The 20,063-nt window shown below is 74.7% G+C and carries 4 protein-coding genes and 1 pseudogene; 1 reads left to right on the forward strand and 4 read right to left on the reverse strand.

Going from position 1 to position 20,063, the window contains the following annotated elements:
* Positions 1-28: 28 nt before the first annotated feature.
* From OG900_03725 to OG900_03740, 4 genes and pseudogenes are all read right to left on the reverse strand, one after another.
* A complete protein-coding gene (locus OG900_03725; GenBank protein ID WUH89341.1) occupies positions 29-1,237 on the reverse strand; it encodes a cytochrome P450 in 1,209 nt (402 codons plus the stop codon).
* A gap of 136 nt (positions 1,238-1,373) precedes the next feature.
* Positions 1,374-1,580: pseudogene (locus tag OG900_03730) on the reverse strand (ferredoxin).
* On the reverse strand, positions 1,577-2,749 hold the full coding sequence (locus OG900_03735) for a cytochrome P450 (protein ID WUH95602.1): 1,173 nt from the start codon (positions 2,747-2,749) through the stop codon (positions 1,577-1,579). The pseudogene OG900_03730 and the gene OG900_03735 overlap by 4 nt, the downstream one beginning before the upstream one ends.
* Positions 2,750-3,026: 277 nt before the next feature.
* Positions 3,027-4,547 carry an MFS transporter gene (locus tag OG900_03740; GenBank protein ID WUH89342.1) on the reverse strand — a complete coding sequence of 507 codons (1,521 nt, stop codon included), beginning with the start codon at positions 4,545-4,547 and terminating at the stop codon, positions 3,027-3,029.
* 305 nt (positions 4,548-4,852) lie between these two features.
* On the opposite strand from OG900_03740, the gene OG900_03745 reads away from it, so the two are divergent.
* Complete coding sequence (locus OG900_03745) at positions 4,853-20,062, forward strand: SDR family NAD(P)-dependent oxidoreductase (protein WUH89343.1); 15,210 nt, start codon at positions 4,853-4,855, stop codon at positions 20,060-20,062.
* Position 20,063: the final 1 nt, after the last annotated feature.

Here is a 20,063-nt window from a genome sequence, read left to right on the forward strand (position 1 = left end):
TGCTGTGGGTCCCTCTCTGCAGCGGTGTTCACCAGGTGACGGGCAGTTCGTGCAGGCCGTACATGATCGTGTCGTTCTTGAACGGCAGCTCCGCGAGCGGAGCGGCCAGCCGCAGGTCCGGCAGGCGGGCCAGCAGCGAGGTGAAGACCACGTCCAGTTCCAGACGGGCCAGGTTCTGGCCCAGGCACTGGTGGATGCCGTAGCCGAAGGCCACGTGGGAGGGCGACTCGCGGAAGAGGTCGAACTCCTCGGGGCGCTCGAAGGCGCGGGCGTCGCGGTTGGCGGCGGCGTTGGACAGCAGCACACCCTCGCCGGCCGCGATGGTGGCGTCGCCGACCTCGATGTCGGCCAGCGCCACCCGGCCGGTCGAGTGGTCGGAGATGCTGAAGTAGCGCAGCATCTCCTCGACCGCCTTGGGCACCAGCGACGGGTCCTTGACGAGCGAGTCCTTCAACTCCGGGTGCTCGATCAGGTACGCGGTGCCCAGCGAGATCATGTTGGCGGTGGTCTCGTGGCCGGCCACCAGGATGAGCAGCGCCATCCCGGTCAGGTGCTCGGCGTCCTCCACGCCGGCCTCGCGGTAGCGCACCGCCAGCCGGCTGAGCAGGTCCTCCTGCGGGTCCGCCTGCCGGCGCAGGACCAGGCCGTGCAGGAAGGCGCGCAGCTCCACCAGCGAGTTGAGCCGGTCAGGGCCGCTGGTGTTGCGGTCGGTCATCAGCCGGGCCCTGGACTGGAAGACCTCCCGGTCCTCGTACGGCACGCCCAGCAGCTCGCAGATGGTCAACGACGGTACGGGCAGGGACAGTTCCTGCACCAGGTCGACCGGGCGAGGCCCGGCCAGGATCCGGTCCAGGCACTCCTGGACGGTCCGGGTGACCGCCGGGCGCAGCAACTCGACCTTGCGGACGGTGAATTCGCTGATCACCATCCGGCGGTAGGTGGTGTGCTCCGGCGGGTCCATCCACGGCAGGAAGCCCCTGCGGTCGATGGCCTGCTGGCCGCTGAGCAGCGCCGGAAAGCCGGGGTGCACCCGGTCGGCGCTGAGGTTGGCGTCGGTGAACAGCCGGCGTACGTCCTCGTAGCGCGTGGCCAGCCAGGCCTCCCGCCCGGTGGGCAGCAGGACGCGGGCCAGCGGCTCCTCCTCGCGCAGCCGCGTGTACTGCTCGGGCAGCGCGAAGGGGCAGGTGCGCGGCATCGGGTAGGCCGGCGGTCCGGCGGCGTCGGCGGTTTCGGTCACGTGGGGGCCTCCAGACGGGGCGGGTCCTCCGGCGGGGCCGGAGACGGGTCTAGGCCGGGGACAGGCCGGTGGACTGCCGGTCGGGTTCGGCGGCTTCGGCTTCGGCTTCGGCTTCGAGCGAGGCGTCCAGTGCGGCTTCGAGCACGACGGCACGGGCGGGGCAGCGGGTGGCCGCGTCGCGCACGGACGAGGTCAGCTCCTCGGGCACAGGGTCCACCAGGACGTACGACAGGCCGTCGTCGTCGCTCTGGTCGAAGACCTCGGGGGCGGCGAGCACGCACTGCCCCGCCCCCACGCAGACGTCGCGGTCGACGACGGCACGCCGTACGGCGGGGGCGCTCACCAGGTCACCGGCAGTTCGTGGATGCCGTACATGATGGCGTCGTCCTTGAACGGCAGGTCGTCCACCGGCACCGCGAGCCGCAGGCCGGGCAGCCGGCGCAGCAGGGTGCTGAAGACGACGTCCAGCTCCAGCCTTGCCAGGTTCTGCCCCAGGCACTGGTGGATGCCGTAGCCGAAGGCCATGTGCTGGCGGGCGTCGCGGTGGATGTCCAGGGTCTCGGGGTCGGGGAAGACGGCGGCGTCGCGGTTGGCGGCCGCGTTGGACAGCAGCACGCCCTGCCCCTTGCGTATCGTCACCCCGCCGACCTCGACGTCCTCCAGCGACACCCGGCTGGTGACGTTGTCGGCGACGCTGAAATACCGCAGCAGTTCCTCGACCGCCTTGGGCGCCAGCGACGGGTCGGCGCGCAGCTCCGCGGCCTGGTCCGGGTGCGCCAGCAGGGCCACCGTGCCCAGCGCGATGGTGCTCGCGGTGCTCTCGTAGCCGCCGATGAGGATCAGCAGCGCCAGGCCGGTGAGGTGGTCGTGGTCGTCCGCGCCGACCGCGCGGTGCCGGGCCACCAGCCGGCTGAGCGTGTCGTCACCGGGCTCGCGGCCCTTGCGGTGCAGCAGGTCGGCGAGATACGTGCGCAGGTCGCGCAGCGCCGCGGCACGCTCCTCGGGCGGGTGCACCTTGCTGACCATGACCTCCGCGCGGTCCTGTATGTGGTCCAGGTCCTCGTAGGGGACGCCGAGCACGTCGCAGATGGTCTGCGACGGGACCGGCAGGGCCAGCGCCCGCACCAGGTCGACCGGGCGCGGCCCGGCCTCCATCCGGTCGATGCAGCCGTCCACCACGGCCTGGACCCGTGGCCGCATGGCCCGGATCCGGCGCACGGTGAACTCGTTGATGAGCATCCGCCGGTAGCGGGTGTGCTCGGGCGGGTCCATCCACGGCAGGAAGCCCCTCGCCTGCTCGTCGAAGGACTTCCGGCGGGGCGCGAGTATGGGGAAGGTCGGGTGGGTGCCGTCCGCGCTGAGCCGGGGGTCGAGGAAGAGCGAGCGCACGTGCTCGTGGCTGGTCACCAGCCACGCGTCGCGGCCGCTGGCGAGGTCGACCGGGGTGATCGGCGCTTCCTCCCGCAGCTCGGCGTACTGCTCGTTGAGATCGAACGGACAACGGCGGGGCATCGGAAAGCTGGGAAGTTCAGCCGTGTCCTCGGTCGGTGCGGCCGAGTCGGCGGTGTCGGTCACGAGTGCCTCCAAGCTGAAGCCGATCGCAAATGGCTCCCAGGATCGGCGAGACCTCTAAAGCGGCGCTTTACGCGCGCTTTTCGCCGGCCGAAACCACCGCCCGAACCGCGCCCGCCCCCCGGACGCCTTCGCTGTGCGCCGTGCGCGCACGCAGACCGGCGCGGCCCCGCGTCGACCGGGACCGCGCCGGGGTCTTGCGCCCGGGGTGAGCCGCTTACTCCGCCTTGGGCGCGGCAGCCTGGGCGGGCGGGGCCGCCTTGGCGGCCGCCGGCGCCTTCTTCGAGGCGAAGACGAAGACCGAGACGACCAGGGCGAGGGCCACGAAGACCACGCCGACGGTGAAGGCGGACTGCAGGCCGTGGGTGAAGGCGTACTTCGCCTGCTCCTTGACCGAGGCCCCGGCCGGCTTGCCCGCCGCGTCCTTCGAGGCGGTGCCGAAGACGGTGACGAGGATGGCCAGGCCCAGGCCGCCGCCGAGCTGCATCAGGGTCTGCAGCACACCGGAGGCGGAGCCGGAGTCCTCGCGGGCCACGCCGGTGAGGATCGTGACGTTCAGCGGCATGAAGCTCAGGCCCATGCCGACGCCGAAGATCAGCAGCGGTCCGAACACCGAGCCGAGGTAGCTGCTGTCGGTGGAGATCTGCGTCAGCCACACCATCGTGACGGTCATCAGCGCGGCACCGGCGATCATCAGCGGCTTGGCGCCGAACTTCGGCAGCAGCTTCGGCACCTGCGCCACGGTGAGGAACATCGCCACGGTCATCGGCAGGAAGGCGAGGCCCGCGTTGGCGGGGCTGAGCCCCAGCGCGTCCTGGACGAACTGGCTGAGGAAGAAGAACAGCGCCAGCATCGTCGCGGTGAGCAGCAGGATGTTGAGATAGCCGCCCGAGCGGTTGCGGCTGCGGAAGAGCCGCAGCGGCACGATCGGCTGGCTGATCCTGGTCTCGATGACGACGAACGCCGCGAGCAGCAGTGCCGAGGCGACGAAGCACAGCACCGTCACCGTGTCGCCCCAACCGTCGGTGGGCACCCGGATGAAGGCGTAGACCAGCGCGACCATGCCGGCGGTGACGGTGAGCGTGCCGCCGTAGTCGATACGGGCCTGGTGGCGCTCGGGCTCGCGGATGAAGCGGGGGGCGCCGAGCACGACGGCGAGGCCGAGCGGCACGTTGACGAACATCACCGCGCGCCAGCTGACCCAGTCGGTCAGCACGCCGCCGAGGATGAGGCCGACCGAGGCGCCGGCGCCCGCGGTGGCGGAGTAGACGGCGAGCGCGCGGTTGCGCGGTGCGCCCTCCTCGAAGTTGGTGGCGATCAGCGCCAGGGTGTTCGGCGAGGCCATCGCCGCGCCGACCCCCTGCCCGATACGGGCGGCCACCAGCAGCCCTGGGCTGTTGGCGAAGCCGCCGGCCAGGGAGGCGATGGTGAACAGCGCGGTGCCGGCGACCAGCATCCGCCGCCGGCCGAGGATGTCGCCCAGCCGGCCGCCGAGCAGCAGCAGCCCGCCGAACGCGAGGGTGTAGGAGTTGACCACCCAGGACAGGCCGACCGAGGAGAAGCCCAGCGCGCCCTGGATCTTGGGCAGCGCGATATTCACCACGGTCGCGTCCAGGCCCACCATCAGGTAGGCGGTCGCGATCAGAGCGAGGGTGATCCCGGGGTGGCCGGTGGGTCCGCTGTCGACCGGAGGCGGCTCGGCCACCGCCGTCCGCGGGGAGTTGGTCTGGTCGCTCATGGCTCTCCTTCGGCTCCGGCGGATCACCGGGGAGGCACGCCGGGAAGCAGTCGAGATGGGGGCGTCAATCGGCCTACGGACGTGTCCCGTTGACTCCTCACCGATTATACGGGGACAGCCCCCGTTTTCTCAACACGTGGCCCGTCCGGCGCGGCGGAACCGCCCCAGGCGGCGGTGCGGCCCCGCCCGCGCTTAAGAGTGCGGAAAGCCCCGCCTAAGGGACCGCCCGAACCCTGTGAGGTCGACGGTGGTCCCGCCACCGCCGGCCCCCTCGCGGGCGCGCTGGAGAAGGGCGACGACACCTGATGTCACTTGGCCACACCGCAGCACACGCGACCCCCGACGACGCCGGCGCGGCCCAGGACCCCGGTGCGGCCGACGCGATCGCCGTGATCGGCCTGGCCTGCCGGCTGCCCGGCGCCGCGGGGCCCGAGGACTTCTGGCGCCTGCTGCGCGACGGGCGCAGCGCCGTGGCCACCGCACCGGCAGAGCGCGGCTTCACCACGGCGGTGATCGCGGAGACCGGCCCGGACGCGGCCGCCCGCTTCGGGGCCTTCCTCGACGACGTCAGCGGTTTCGACGCGGAATTCTTCGGCATCTCGCCGCGCGAGGCCGCCGCGACCGACCCGCAGCACCGGCTGGTGCTGGAGCTGGCCTGGGAGGCCATGGAGGAGGCCGGGATCCGCCCCGCGTCGCTGCGCGGCAGCCGCACCGGCGTCTTCGTGGGCACCATGGCCGACGACTACGCCGCCCTCACCCGCGCCGCGGCCCCGCGGTCGCTGGGCCGCTTCACCCTGACCGGGCTCAACCGCGGCATCATCGCCAACCGGGTCTCCTACACCTTCGACCTGCACGGGCCGAGCCTCACGGTCGACACCGCCCAGTCGTCCTCGCTGGTGGCGGTCCACCTGGCCTGCGACAGCCTGCGGCGCGGCGAGTCCGACCTGGCGCTGGTGGCCGGGGTGAGCCTCGCCCTGGCGCCCGAGAGCGCGCTGAACACCGCGCGCTTCGGCGCGCTGTCCCCCGACGGCCGCTGCTTCACCCTCGACGCCCGCGCCAACGGCTACGTACGCGGTGAGGGCGGCGGCCTGGTCCTGCTCAAGCCCCTCGCGCGGGCGCTGGCCGACGGCGACCGGGTGGTGTGCGTGATCCGCGGCAGCGCCACCAACAACGACGGCGCCACGAACGGGCTCACCGTCCCCGGCGAGGCCACCCAGACCGACGTCATCCGCCGCGCCTGGTCCGCCGCCCGGGTCGACCCGACGACCGCCGGCTATGTGGAGCTGCACGGCACCGCCACCCGCGTCGGCGACCCGATCGAGGCGGCCGCCCTCGGCGCGGCCCTGGGCGTCATCCGCCCGCCCGACAACCCGCTGGCGGTCGGCTCCGCGAAGACCAACGTCGGGCACCTGGAGGGCGCCGCCGGCATCGTCGGCCTCCTCAAGACCATCCTCGCCCTGCACCACCGCACCCTCCCGCCCACCCTCAACCACGTCACCCCGAACCCCCGCATCCCGCTGACCGCCCTCGGCCTCCGCGTCCCGACCGCCACCGCCCCCTGGCCCGCCACCGACGGCCCGCTCGCGGCGGGCGTCAGCTCCTGGGGCGTGGGCGGCACGAACTGCCACGTGGTCCTGACGGAGGCGCCGGGCGCATCCGCGCCGGTCGCGGCGGAGGGATCCGCCGGCTCCGGTGCGGACGTCCTCGCGGAGGCGACCGGCGCTCCCGGCGACGGCGAGGCGCTCGACCGGGCCGGGGCGGACGGCAGCGCGGGCGTAGCGGCCGAAGCGACCGATGGCGGCGCGGGGGACGGGTGGACGGCTTGGGCCGTCTCCGGGCGGAACGCTGCCGCGCTCCGTGACCAGGCACAACGGCTGCGCGACCGCTTCGCGGAAAATTCCGGCTCGGGCGGGCCGGCGCACCCCACCGACCGCGCGGTCGCCGTCGCGCTGCACCGTACGCGTACCGCCTTCGCCCACCGGGCGGTAGTCGTCGGGAACGGGCGGGACGCGCTGCTCGACGGGCTGGCCGCGATCGCCGCCGGGGAGCGGGCGGCGCAGGTCGTCGACGGGGTGGCCAGTACGGCCGGTGAGCTGGCGTACGTCTTCAGCGGGCAGGGGAGCCAGCGGGTCGGCATGGGATCGGGGCTCTACGCGACCCACCCGGCCTACGCCCGTTCGCTGGACGCCACTCTCGCCGAGCTGTCGCCGCTGCTGCCGCGGCCGATCACCGACCTGCTGCTCGGCTCCCCCGAGAGCGTCGGCGCCGCCGACGCGGCTCTGCTCGACAGCACCGACCTGACCCAGCCCGCCCTCTTCGCGGTCGAGGTCGCGACCTACCGGCTGCTGGAGTCGTGGGGGGTGCGGCCGAGGCTGCTGCTGGGGCACTCCGTCGGCGAGCTGGCGGCCGCGCATGTCGCCGGGGTGCTGTCGCTGCCCGACGCCTGCGCGCTGATCGCGGCGCGCGGCCGGCTGATGCGGGCGCTGCCGGCCGGCGGTGCGATGGCCACCGTCGAGGCGACTCCGGACGAGGTCGCCGAAGTCCTCGCCGGAGGCCAGGACTTGGCCCGAGCGGTGGATCTCGCCGCCGTCAACGGCCCGCGCGCGGTCGTCATCGCCGGGGACACCGACCGGGTGCTGGAGCTGGCCGGCGTCTTCGAGGCCAGGGGCCGCCGCACCCGGCGACTGCGGGTCAGCCACGCCTTCCACTCGCCGCGCATGGAGCCGATGCTCGACGAGTTCCGGCAGGTCGCCGCTTCACTGTCGTACGCGCCCGCCCGCATCCCGATCGTCTCCACCGTGACCGGTGCCCTCACTGCTCCGGAGGAGCTGGCGTCCGCGGACCACTGGGTGGCGCACGCCCGGCAGACCGTACGGTTCCTGGAGGGTGTACGTGCCGCCGAGGCGGCGGGCGCGTCCGCCTTCATCGGCATCGGACCGGACGCGGCGCTGCCCGGCCTGGCGCGCGACAGCCTCACCGGGCAGCCGCGGCCGGTCGCCCAGACCGTCTCCGCGCCGACCCTGCGACGCGGCCAGGACGACGCGGAAACGGTGCTGACCGCGCTGGCCCGCCTGTACACGCACGGCGTGGACCTCGACTGGCCGGCCGCCCTCGGAGAGGAGCCGGCTGCCGCCGCGTCGCACGTGGCCCTGCCGACGTACGCCTTCCAGCGGCGCCGGCACTGGCTGGCGGAGCGTACACGGCAGGGTCCCGCCGGGGGGACGGCAGCGCCGGGCCCGACGGCGGCTCCCAAGGCGCCGGCTCCTCCTGAGGCGGCGGGCGGTCCGGTGGAGCCGGGCGCCGAGCCGGAGTCCGCAGCGTCGTCGGCGACTTCGACGACCTCGGCCTCGACGGCGGCTTCGACGGCGGACGCGGCTTCGGCTTCGGCTTCGGCTTCGGCTTCGGCCGGTGACCGTACCGGCCTGGACGCCCTGCTCGACGTGGTCCGGGAAAACGCGGCCGTCGTCCTCGGTCACGCCTCCGGCGCGGAGGTACGCGCCGACCGCAGCTTCAACGACCTCGGCCTGGACTCGCAGGGCGCGGTGGAACTGCGCGACCGCCTCGCGGCCGAGACCGGCCTCGCCCTGCCCTCGACCCTCACCTACGACTACGCCAACCCGACCGTCCTCGCGGCCCACCTGCACACCGAGTTGCACGGCGGCGCGGACGGCCGGCCCGAGGACGACGTACCCCACGCCGGAACAGGCACCGACACCGGCGAGCCGATCGCCATCGTCGGGATGGCCTGCCGCTACCCCGGCGGCGCCAGCACCCCCGACGCGCTCTGGCAGTTGGTGGCCGACGGCCGCGACGTGATCGGCGCGATGCCCACCAACCGCGGTTGGAACCTGGCGGAGTTGTACGACCCGGACCCGGACCGCCCCGGCACCACCTACGTCAAGTCCGGCGGATTCCTGCACGACGCGGGCGAGTTCGACCCGGCGTTCTTCGGTATCAGCCCGCGCGAGGCCGCCGCCATGGACCCGCAGCAGCGGCTGCTGCTGACCAGCGCCTGGGAGACCCTGGAGCACGCCCGGCTCGACCCGACGACGCTGCACGGCACCCGCACCGGCGTCTTCGTCGGCGCCACCGCGCAGGAGTACGGCCCGCGGCTCCACGAGTCCGCGGCCGGCCACGACGGCCACATCTTCACCGGCACGACCACGTCGGTCGCCTCCGGCCGGATCGCGTACACCCTCGGTCTTGAGGGCCCGGCCCTCACCGTCGACACCGCGTGCTCGTCCTCGCTCGTGGCCGTCCACCTCGCGGTGCAGGCGCTGCGCCGCGGCGAGTGCACGCTGGCGCTGGCCGGGGGCGCCACCGTGATGGCCGGGCCCGGCATGTTCATCGAGTTCAGCAGGCAGCACGGGCTCGCCGCGGACGCGCGCTGCAAGGCGTTCGCCGACGGAGCCGACGGCACCGCGTGGGCCGAGGGCGTCGGCATGCTGCTACTGGAGCGGCTGTCGGACGCCGAGCGCAACGGGCACCGCGTGCTCGCGGTCGTCCGCGGCAGCGCGGTCAACCAGGACGGCGCGAGCAACGGCCTGGCCGCCCCCAGCGGCCCGGCCCAACAGCGGGTGATCCGGGCGGCGTTGGCCGACGCACGGCTCGCCCCGCAGGACGTCGACGCCGTCGAGGCGCACGGCACAGGCACCGCGCTGGGCGACCCCATCGAGGCGCAGGCCGTCCTCGGCACGTACGGCCGCGAGCGGCCCGCCGACCGCCCGCTGCACCTCGGCTCCCTGAAGTCCAACATCGGCCATTCCCAGGCAGCCGCGGGCGTCGGCGGCGTGATCAAGATGGTCCAGGCCATGCGCCACGGTGTCCTGCCCCGCACGCTGCACGTCGACGCCCCCTCCCACCACGTCGACTGGTCCCCCGGCACGGTCGCCCTGCTCACCGACCCGCTGCCGTGGTCCACCGAATCCCCCGACCGCCCCCGCCGGGCGGCGGTGTCCTCCTTCGGGATCAGCGGCACCAACGCCCACCTCATCCTCGAACAGGCCCCCTCGTCAGCGGAGTCGGCGACCCCCGAGGACGGTACGGACGCGGGCGACACGCCGGCGGTCGCGGTCCCGGTGCTGCTGTCCGCGCGGAGCGGCCAGGCGCTGAAGGAGCAGGCCAGGCGGCTGCGCGAACATGTCGCTGCCCGGCCCGCGGTGGCGTTGGCGGATGTCGCGCTGGCTTCTGCCACGACGCGGACGCAGTTCGAGCATCGGGCAGCGGTCATCGCCTCCACCCACGAGGAGTTGACGACCGCGCTGGACCGCTTCGTCAACGACGACCCCGCATCCGACGCCTACACCGCCACAGCCCCGCCCGAACCCCCCAAGACCGTGCTGGTCTTCCCCGGCCAGGGCTCGCAGTGGCCCGGCATGGCACAAGAACTGCTACGCACCGACCCGGTCTTCACCGAGCACATCGAGGCCTGCCACCACGCACTCGCACCCTTCACCGACTGGCACCTCATCGACACCCTCAACCAGACCCCGGGAGCCGCCGACCCCGACCGCGTCGACGTCCTCCAGCCGATGCTGTGGGCCACGATGATCTCCCTCGCCAAGCTCTGGCAGCACCACGGACTCGCCCCCCACGCGGTCATCGGCCACTCACAAGGCGAGATCGCCGCAGCCCACATCGCAGGCGCCCTCACCCTCCAAGACTCCGCCCGCATCATCGCCCTACGCAGCCAGACCTTCACCACCATCGCCGGACACGGCACCATGCTCCACGTCCCCCTCCCCGCAGAAAACCTCCACGAACGGCTCGCAGACCACACCGGCGTCACCATCGCCACCCTCAACAGCCCCGCCAGCACCACCCTGTCCGGAGACGTAGACGCCATCCACCAGCTGCACGCCGCCTTGCAAACCGAGCAGATCGACAGCCGCCTCGTCCCCGTCGACTACGCCTCACACTCCCCCCACATCGACCCCCTCAAAGAACAGATCCTGCGGGAACTCGCACCCACCACCCCCCAACCCGCCACCATCCCCTTCCACTCCACCACCCACCCCCAGAACACCCCCACCGACACCACCACACTGGACGCCGCCTACTGGTACGACAACCTCCGCCAACCCGTCCAACTCCACGCCACCACAACCCACCTCATCACCACCGGCCACACCCTCTTCATCGAACCCAGCCCCCACCCCGTCCTCACCCACGCCATCCACCAAACAGCCCAAAACCACCCCCAAGGCCAACCCGTCACCGCCCTCGGCACCCTCCGCCGCAACCACGGCACACCCACAGACCTCACAACCGCCCTCGCCAAAGCACACACCCACAACACCCCCATCAACTGGAAAACCCTCTTCGCCAACACCCCCACCACCGACCTCCCCACCTACCCCTTCCAAACCACCCACTACTGGCTCACACCGCCCGCCGCGGCCGGCGACCTGGCGCACGCCGGGTTGCGGGACACCGACCACCCCCTGCTCGCCGCGGTCGTCCAGCTGCCGGACGACGGTGTCCTCTACACCGGGCGGATCTCCCTCGCCGACCACCCGTGGCTCGCCGACCACGCCGTCGGCGACACCGTGCTGCTGCCCGGCACCGCCTTCGTCGAACTCGCCCTCCACGCAGGCCAGGACACCGGGCACGACACCGTCGACGAGCTGACCCTCGAAGCCCCGCTCCTCCTGCACACCGGCCAGGCGGTCCAGCTCCACCTCACCCTGAGCGCGCCCGACGACGCCGACCGGCGCACCCTCACCGTCCACTCGCGTCCCGAACCGGCCGACGCCGACGACCCCGACGCCGCCGCCTGGACCCGGCACGCCTCCGGCACGCTGGCCGCCTCGCAGGGGCCCGCTTTGAACCTGACGGACACGGCGTGGCCGCCCGCGGCGGCCGATCTGCTGGACACCGACATGCTGTACGCGGAGTTGCTCGCCCGGGGTTACAGCTACGGACCCGCCTTCCAGGCGGTCACCGCGGCCTGGCAGGACGGCGACGACCTCTACGCCGAGTTGCAACTCGCCCCCGACCAGCGGGATTCGGCGGCGGACTACGGCATCCACCCGGCGCTGCTGGACGCCGCCCTGCACCCGGGTCTCGGGACTCCGGGCGCGGGCGGGGCCGCCGGGGGTACGGGCACCGGTCTGCCGTTCGCGTGGCGCGGGGTGCGGCTGCACGCCGTGGGCGCCGCGGCCGTGAGGGCGCGGATCGCGCGGACCGGCGCCGACGCGGTGTCGTTCGTCCTGATGGACGCCGAGGGTGTCCCGGTGGCGTCCGTGGAGTCGGTGGCGCTACGGCCCGTACGTCTGGCGGACCTGGAGCGCATGGCGGGTGCGGCGGGCGAGAACGGGGCGGCCGGGGACCTGTTGCGGCTGGAGTGGCCCGTCGTCCGGCTGCCCGCGGGCGGGCCGGCCGCGCTGGTCGTGCTGGACGACGGGGGCGACGGGATCGCGGCTGCGTTGCGGGCGCACGTTCCGGGCGTACGGGTGATCGCCGGCCTCCCGGCTGGGCCGGATGGAGCCGGCGATTCGGGTGGCGCGGGTGAACGGGCCGCCGGTGAGCCGCTGTTGCCTGAGGGCGCCGTGGTCGTCGTGCCGGGGCTTTCGTGCGCGGCGCTGGTGAGCGGGACCGAGGCGGGCGACCCGGTGCCGTGCGCGGCCCCGTCGCCGGCCGGGGTGCCGGAGCGTACGCATGTGATGGTGCACCGCTTCACCGCGCTGGCGCGGCGGTGGCTCGCCGACGAGCGGTACGCCGGGGCCCGGCTGGTCGTCGCGACCAGGGGCGCGGTGTCGGTCGACGGCGACGACGACGTGAGCGACATGCCCGCCGCGGCGCTCTGGGGCCTGGTCAGAACCGCGATGGCCGAGCACTCTGACCGGTTCGGCCTGGTGGACGTCGACCATGACAGCGCCTCGTATCTGGCGCTGGCGACGCTGCTGGGCGGCCCGGTGCGACAGGCCGCGCTGCGCGGCGGCCAGGTGCACGTACCGCGCCTCGTACGCGTCCCGGCGCAGCCGGAGGCGGCCGAGGAAGAAGCCGTGGCGGCGCTGCGGTTCGGCGGCCCGGACGCCACGGTGCTGGTGACCGGCGGCACCGGCGCACTGGGCCGGCTGACGGCCCGCCATCTGGTGGCCGAACACGGAGTGCGCAACCTGGTGTTGACCAGCCGGCGCGGCGAGGCGGCACCCGGCGCCCGGGAGGCGGTGGCCGAACTGGCCGCGCTGGGAGCGAAGGTGCGGGTCGCGGCGTGCGACGTCGCGGAACGCGACCAGGTCGCCGCCCTGTTGGACTCGATCCCGGCGCGGCACCCGCTCCGGGCGGTGGTGCACCTGGCGGGCGTACTCGACGACGGCGTCCTGACCTCGATGACGCCGGAGCGCACCTCGGCGGTCCTGCGGCCGAAGGTCGACGCGGCCTGGCACCTGCACACGCTGACCCGTGAACTCGACCTGGTGGCCTTCGTGTTGTTCTCCTCCGTGACCGGGGTGCTGGGCAGCGCCGGCCAGGGCAGCTACACCGCCGCGAACGCCTTCCTCGACGGCCTGGCCGGCCACCGCAGGGCCCGCGGCCTGGCCGCGACCTCCCTCGCCTGGGGGCTGTGGGCCGATCAGGACGGCGCGAGCATGACCGGCCACCTGGACCGAGCGGATCTGGAGCGGATGGCGCGGTCCGGCGTCGCCGCCCTGACCCCGGGAGCGGGGACGGCGCTGCTGGACGCGGCGCTCGCGGCCGGTGGCGCGGACGCGGTGCCGATGCGTCTGGAGCCCGCGGCGCTGCGCCGGCGGGCCGCGGACGGCATGCTGCCCGACGTCCTGCACGGCCTGGTCAGGACGCCGGTACGCCGTGCGGCGGCCGGCGCGGCGTCCGACGACGCCACGGGGGCCGCGCCCGGCGGTCTCGCCGGGCGGCTCGCGGCGGTGTCCGCTGAGCAGCGGGCCACGGTGGTGCTCGACCTGGTGCGGACGCACGCGGCGACCGTGCTGGGGCTGGGCGACCCGGGGTCGGTGGCGCCGGACCGGGCCTTCAAGGAGGTCGGCTTCGACTCGCTGACCTCGGTGGAGCTGCGCAACCGGCTCGCGCAGGCGGCCGGGGTGCGGCTGCCCGCCACCCTGGTCTTCGACCACCCCACGCCGGCCCGGCTTGCCGCCTTCGTCCTGCGGGAGGTGGTCGGCGACGCCGACGGGACCCCCGTCTGGGGCGCCCCGGCCGTCGGCGTCGGACCGCGGCCGGTGGACGACGAGGACCCCGTGGTGATCGTCGCGATGAGCTGCCGCTACCCCGGCGGTGTGGACTCCCCGGACGCGCTGTGGGACCTGGTGCTCGACGAGCGCGACGCGATCGGCGAATTCCCCGCCGGGCGGGGCTGGGACACCGACGCGCTGTACCACCCGGACCCCTCGCACCCGGGCACCAGTTACGCCCGGCACGGCGGGTTCCTCTACGACGCCGACGGGTTCGACGCGGCCTTCTTCGGCATCAGCCCGCGCGAGGCGCTCGCCACCGACCCGCAGCAGCGGCTGCTGCTCGAAACGTCGTGGGAGGCCTTCGAGCGGGCCGGCATCGCGCCGGACCGCCTGCGCGGCAGCCGCGCCGGGGTCTTCGTCGGCGTGATGTACAACGACTACGGCTCCCGGCTGCACCGCGTCCCCGAGGACGTCGAGGGCTACGTCGGCAACGGCAGCCGCGGCAGCGTGGCCTCGGGCCGGCTGGCGTACACCTTCGGGCTCGAAGGCCCGGCCGTCACCGTGGACACCGCGTGCTCGTCGTCGCTGGTCGCCCTTCACCTGGGCGCGCAGGCGCTGCGCCGCGGCGAGTGCTCGCTGGCGCTGGCGGGCGGGGTGACGGTGATGGCCACCCCGCAGGTCTTCGTGGAGTTCAGCCGCCAGCGCGGCATGGCGGCCGACGGCCGCTGCAAGGCCTACTCGGCCGCCGCCGACGGCGCCGGCTGGAGCGAGGGCGTCGGCCTGGTGCTGCTCGAACGCCTCTCCGACGCCCGCGCCAACGGCCACCCCGTCCTCGCCGTCCTGCGCGGCTCGGCCCTCAACCAGGACGGCGCCAGCAACGGCCTGACCGCCCCGAACGGCCCGGCCCAGCAGCGCGTCATCGAACAGGCCCTGGCCGACGCCGGTTTGACCACCGCCGACGTCGACGCCGTCGAAGGCCACGGCACCGGTACGGCGTTGGGCGACCCGATCGAGGCGCAGGCCCTGCTCGCGACGTACGGCAGGGGCCGCCCCGCGGAACAGCCCCTGCGGCTGGGCACGGTGAAGTCCAACATCGGCCACACGCAGGCCGCCGCGGGCGTGGCGGGCGTGATCAAAATGGTCCAGGCGATGCGCCACGGTGTGCTGCCGCGCTCCCTCTACGCCGAGGAGCCGTCCCCGCACGTGGACTGGACGGCAGGCGCGGTCTCGCTGCTGTCCTCGACCGAGCAGTGGCCCGAACTGCGCCGTCCGCGCCGGGCGGGCGTGTCGTCCTTCGGCATCAGCGGCACGAACGCCCACGTGATCCTGGAACAGGCGCCCCCGGCGCGGGGTGACGAGCCGGACCTCCCGGCACCGTCGGCTGCCGCCGCCGACCCCCGCGACGCGGGCGGCCACGACTACGCCGCGGACCCCGCGGCCCGTCCGGGCGGTGCGAACGACGCACTCGCCAACGGCGGTTGGGCCGAGACAGGCAGCCTGGACAGCCCCAACAGTGTCGGCGCTCACGGCAGCGCCGCGGGCAACTCCGCCCGGCTGGGCGGCGAGAGCGACGCCAACGCCACCAACTCCGGCGACGCCGGGGATCACAGCAACGCCGCCGGTGTCCCGGCACGATCCGGGAGCGGGGCTGCCGATGCCGCCGACTCCGACGGCTCGGCGGCTGCCGCCGGTGCCGGGGATGAGGGGCCGGTGGTGCCGTGGGTGCTGTCCGCCGCGACCGGGACCGCGCTGCGCGCGCAGGCCGAACGGCTGCACGCGTGGGTCGCGCAGCGGCCCGCGTTGGCGCTGCCGGAGGTCGGCGGGGCGCTGGCGCTCTCCCGTACGGCACTGGCCCACCGGGCGGTGGTGCTCGCCGGGGACCGGCAGGCGGCGTTGGACGGTCTCGCCGCACTCGCGGCGGGCGACGGCACGGAAGGCCCTCAGGGCGCTGCGGGCGCGGCGCGTTCGCTGGGCCGCGCCGGCGCCACCGCCGTTGACGAGGCCGACCGTACAGACACGGCGCAACCCGTGCGCGGCGCAGCGGACGCCACCGGCGACACCGCGGGCGGCAGCAACGGCGTGGATACCGCGCGAGGCCTCCCCGGCGGACCGTCCCGACGCGGCTCGGAGCCGACGCGGCTCCTCCCCGGCACAGCGGACGCCACCGCGAACGGCGCCACCCGCCCAGGCGCCGTGCGAGGTCGGCGCGGCTCGGACGTGGTGCAGCTTCTGCGTGGGACGCCGGGTCGCACGGGCGGTACCGCGTTCCTGTTCACCGGGCAGGGGAGCCAGCGGCTCGGCATGGGGCGGGAACTGCACGCCGCCTTCCCGGAGTTCGCGGTCGTCTTCGACCGGGTGTGCGACCGGTTGGACGGTGCGCTGGAGCGGCCGTTGCGCGCGGTGGTCTGGGCGGCGGAAGGCTCGGCGGACGCCGCGCTGCTGGACCGGACGGAGTACGCGCAGCCCGCCCTGTTCGCGCTGGAGACCGCGCTGTACCGGCTGTTGGAGGCGCACGGGCTGCTGCCCGACGTGGTCGTCGGGCACTCGCTCGGTGAGATCACCGCGGCGCACGTGGCCGGAGTGCTCTCCGAGGAGGACGCCTGCACGCTGGTCGCCGCCCGCGGCAGGCTGATGGGTGCGGTACGGCCCGACGGGGCGATGGCGGCGATCGGGGCGCCGGAGGCGGAGGTCGCGGAGTCGCTCGCCGGGTACGACGGACGGGTGTCGGTCGCGGCCGTCAACGGCCCCTCGGCGAGCGTGGTCTCGGGCGACGCGGACGCGGTCGCCGCGGTGGTCTCGGAGTGGCGGGAGCGTGGTGCCCGCACCAAGCAGCTGACGGTGTCCCGGGCCTTCCATTCCGCGCACATGGACGAGGTGGCCGCGCCCTTCCGCGAGGTGCTGGCAGGGCTGCGGTTCGGCACACCGGCCATCCCGCTGGTGTCCAACCTGAGCGGCGCGCTCGCCGACGCCGATGGCCTCGGCTCGCCCGAGCGCTGGGTGGACCACATCCGCCGGCCGGTGCGGTTCGCCGACGGTGTGGCGGCCGCGGCGGCGCTCGGAGTGACCCGCTGGGTGGAGTTGGGCCCCGACCCGGTGCTGACCGCGATGGTCGACGACACGCTGTCGGCCGAAGCTCAGGAGGGCGCCGCGCTGGTCGCGACGCTGCGCTCGGGCCGCCCGGAGGTCCGCGGGGTGGTCGCGGCGCTGGCCGGCGCGTGGGCGGACGGCCTCGCCGTTCGCCTGCCCGGCCTGCCGGAACGCCTCGCGCACCCGCTGCCGGACCTGCCGACGTACGCCTTCCAGCGGCGCAGGTTCTGGCTGGCGGGCGAGGCCGCTGACGGCGGCGGTGCGGACCGGCTGGGTCTGGACGCGAGCGAGCACCCGCTGCTGGGCGGCGCGGTGCCGCTGGCCGGGGACGACGGGCTGCTGCTGACCGGCCGGCTGTCGGCGGCCGCGCATCCGTGGCTGACCGACCACGTGGTCGGTGACTCCGTGCTGCTGCCCGCGACCGCCTGGGTCGAGCTGGCGGCGGCCGCGGGGAGCCGGGTCGGCACTGGGCACATCGCCGAACTCACCCTGGAGCAGCCCTTGGCGCTGCCTTCTTCCGGCGCGGTGCGGGTGCAGCTCGCCGTCGCCGCGCCCGGCCCGGACGGGCGGCGTAATGTGACCGTGCACAGCCGCCCGGCCGGGGACGACGAGCAGCCGTGGACCCGTGTGGTCGCCGGCGTCCTCGCCCCGGAGCCGGAGGGTGCCGCGGGTGAGCCGTGGACGGGCGCCTGGCCGCCGGAGGGGTCGGAACCGGTCGGCGCCGACACCGCGTACGCCCGGCTGGCGGAGCTTGGCCTCGGCTACGGGCCCGCCTTCCAGGGCCTGCGCCGCTTGTGGCGGCACGGCGGCGACACGTACGCGGATGTCGCACTGCCGGCCGAGCTCGACGGCGCAGCAGACGGATACGCGACGCACCCCGCACTCCTGGACGCCGCCTTGCAGGCGCTCAACCTGACCGGGCCCGAGGATGGCGTCGCGCGCCTGCCGTTCTCCTTCTCCGGTGTCACGGTCCACGCGCACGGCGCCGACACGCTCCGGGTACGGCTGTCCCCGGCCGAAGGCGGCGCTGTCGCCGTAAGGGCCTGGGACCCGGCTGGGGCACCGGTGTTGACCGCTGAGTCGCTCTTGCTGCGCGCGCTGCCGGCGGCCCCGGCGGGCGGCGGCCTGCCCGCGGCACCGCTCTATCGCGTCGAGTGGCGTCCGGCGCCCGCGCTGTCGGCCCCCGAGGCCGCACCCACGGGTGCGGGGCTCGCGGTGGTCGGCCCGTCCGGCGCCGGGCTCGCTGCCGTACTTCCCGGCCAGGTGGCCGCCTTCACGGACATCGAGGCGCTGCTGGCCGCACCGGGGCCGCTGCCGGGGACGGTACTGCTGCCGTCAACAGCCCTTGGACGAGCGGACGTCGACACGGACGGATCTACGGTGCCCGGTTCGGCCGACGTCGCCGCTCTGCACGGGCACCTGCACGACCTGGCGGGGCAGTTGCAGGCCTGGACGGGCGACGAGCGCACGGCGGGCTCACGGTTGGTCGTCGTCACCCGCGGCGGCGCCGCGGTCGATCCGGCGGACGAGCCGCGAGGCCGTACGGTCGACCCCGGCGAGGCCCTGATCTGGGGCCTGGTGCGCAGCGCGCAGACCGAACACCCGGGCCGCTTCACCCTGGCGGACGTCGACGGACACGCGGCGTCCTGGGCGACGCTCGCCGCCGTGATCGCGGACGCAACCGACGCCGGGTCCCGGGTCGCAGAACCGCAGATCGCGATCCGCGAGGGCGAGGCCCGGGTACCCCGGCTGGCCCTGCTGCCGGCCGGCAGCAGCCGCACGAGCGGGGACGTACCCGCCTTCTCCCCCGGCGGAACCGTCCTGATCACCGGCGGCACCGGCGCCCTGGGCGCGCTGACCGCGCGGCATCTCGTCGCCGAACACGGCGTACGCCACCTGCTGCTGGTCAGCCGGCGCGGCCCGGACGCGCCAGGCGCCGAGGAGTTGGCGGAGGAGTTGGCCGCGCTCGGCGCGGAGGTCATGGTGGCCGGGTGCGACACCGCCGACCGGGACGCGCTGGCCGCCCTGTTGGCCGCGGTGCCCGCCGACCGGCCGCTGACCGCGGTGGTGCACGCGGCCGGTGTCGCCGACGACGCGGCCTTCGACGGGCTGACCCCCGACCGTATCGACGGGGTGCTCGCGCCGAAGCTGGACGCGGCCGTACACCTGTACGAGCTGACCGGCGGTGCGGGCGCACCCGCCTTCGTGCTGTTCTCGTCGGTGGCCGGCACGCTGGGCACCGCGGGGCAGGCCGCGTACGCCGCGGCGAACGCCTTCCTGGACGCCTTCGCGGTACGGCTGCGCGCCGGGGGCCGGGCCGCGCAGTCGCTGGCGTGGGGCTGGTGGGATCTCGACGCGGGACTGGCCGCCGGGCTGGGCGAGGGCGACCGGCGCCGGCTGCGCGCCCTGGGGCTCGCGCCGCTCAGCGCGCGGCAGGGCCTGGCCCGGCTGGACGCGGCTCTGGCGAGCGGCGAGCCCGCGGTGGTCACCGCCCGTCTCGACCTGGCGGGGGCGCTGCCGGGGGGTGCGGAACCACCGGTCGTCCTGCGGGACTTGCTGCGCCCGGCGGGTCGCCGCTCCGCGGTGAGCGGCGCCTCCGCTCGCGACGGGGCCGCCAAGACCGAGGCGGGCGGCGGCGGTTCTGACAGCGACACCCTGCGGGCGAAGCTCGCCGACCTGTCCCCCGGCGACCAGCAGACGCTGCTCGCCGACCTCGTCGGCACGCACGTCGCGGGTGTGCTCGGGCACACCGGCACCGAGGCGATCAGCGCCGAACAGCCCTTCCGGGAGCTGGGGTTCGACTCGCTGACCGCGGTCGAGCTGCGCAATCTGCTGGGCCGGGCCACCGGGCTGCGGCTGCCGGTGGGCGTCGTCTTCGACCACCCGACGCCGGCGGCGCTGGCCGGGCACCTGCTCACCGCGCTGGCCCCGGCGCCGGCCGACCCGCGCAGCCGCTTCCTCGACGAGCTCGAACGCCTCGAAGCGGTGCTCGCCACCCTCAGCGGTGCCGAGCTGGCCGACCACCCGGACGGCGGCGACCCCGGCCAGGACGCGGCGGTCGCCTCGCGGCTGCGATCGCTGGCGTCGCGCTGGAGCGGGCTCACCGAGGGCCCGGCGGACGGCGGCGAGGCGCCCTCGGACAGCGATGGATCGCCCTCCGCGGTATCCGTGGCCGACACGGTCGCCGCCGCCACCGACGACGAGATTTTCGACCTGCTCGACCAGCGGTTCGGGTTGGACCGCCGCGATACGCGACCCGACCTTCTCGACGGCTGAG

The organism is Streptomyces sp. NBC_00433 (assembly GCA_036015235.1).
Classification (GTDB): domain Bacteria; phylum Actinomycetota; class Actinomycetes; order Streptomycetales; family Streptomycetaceae; genus Actinacidiphila.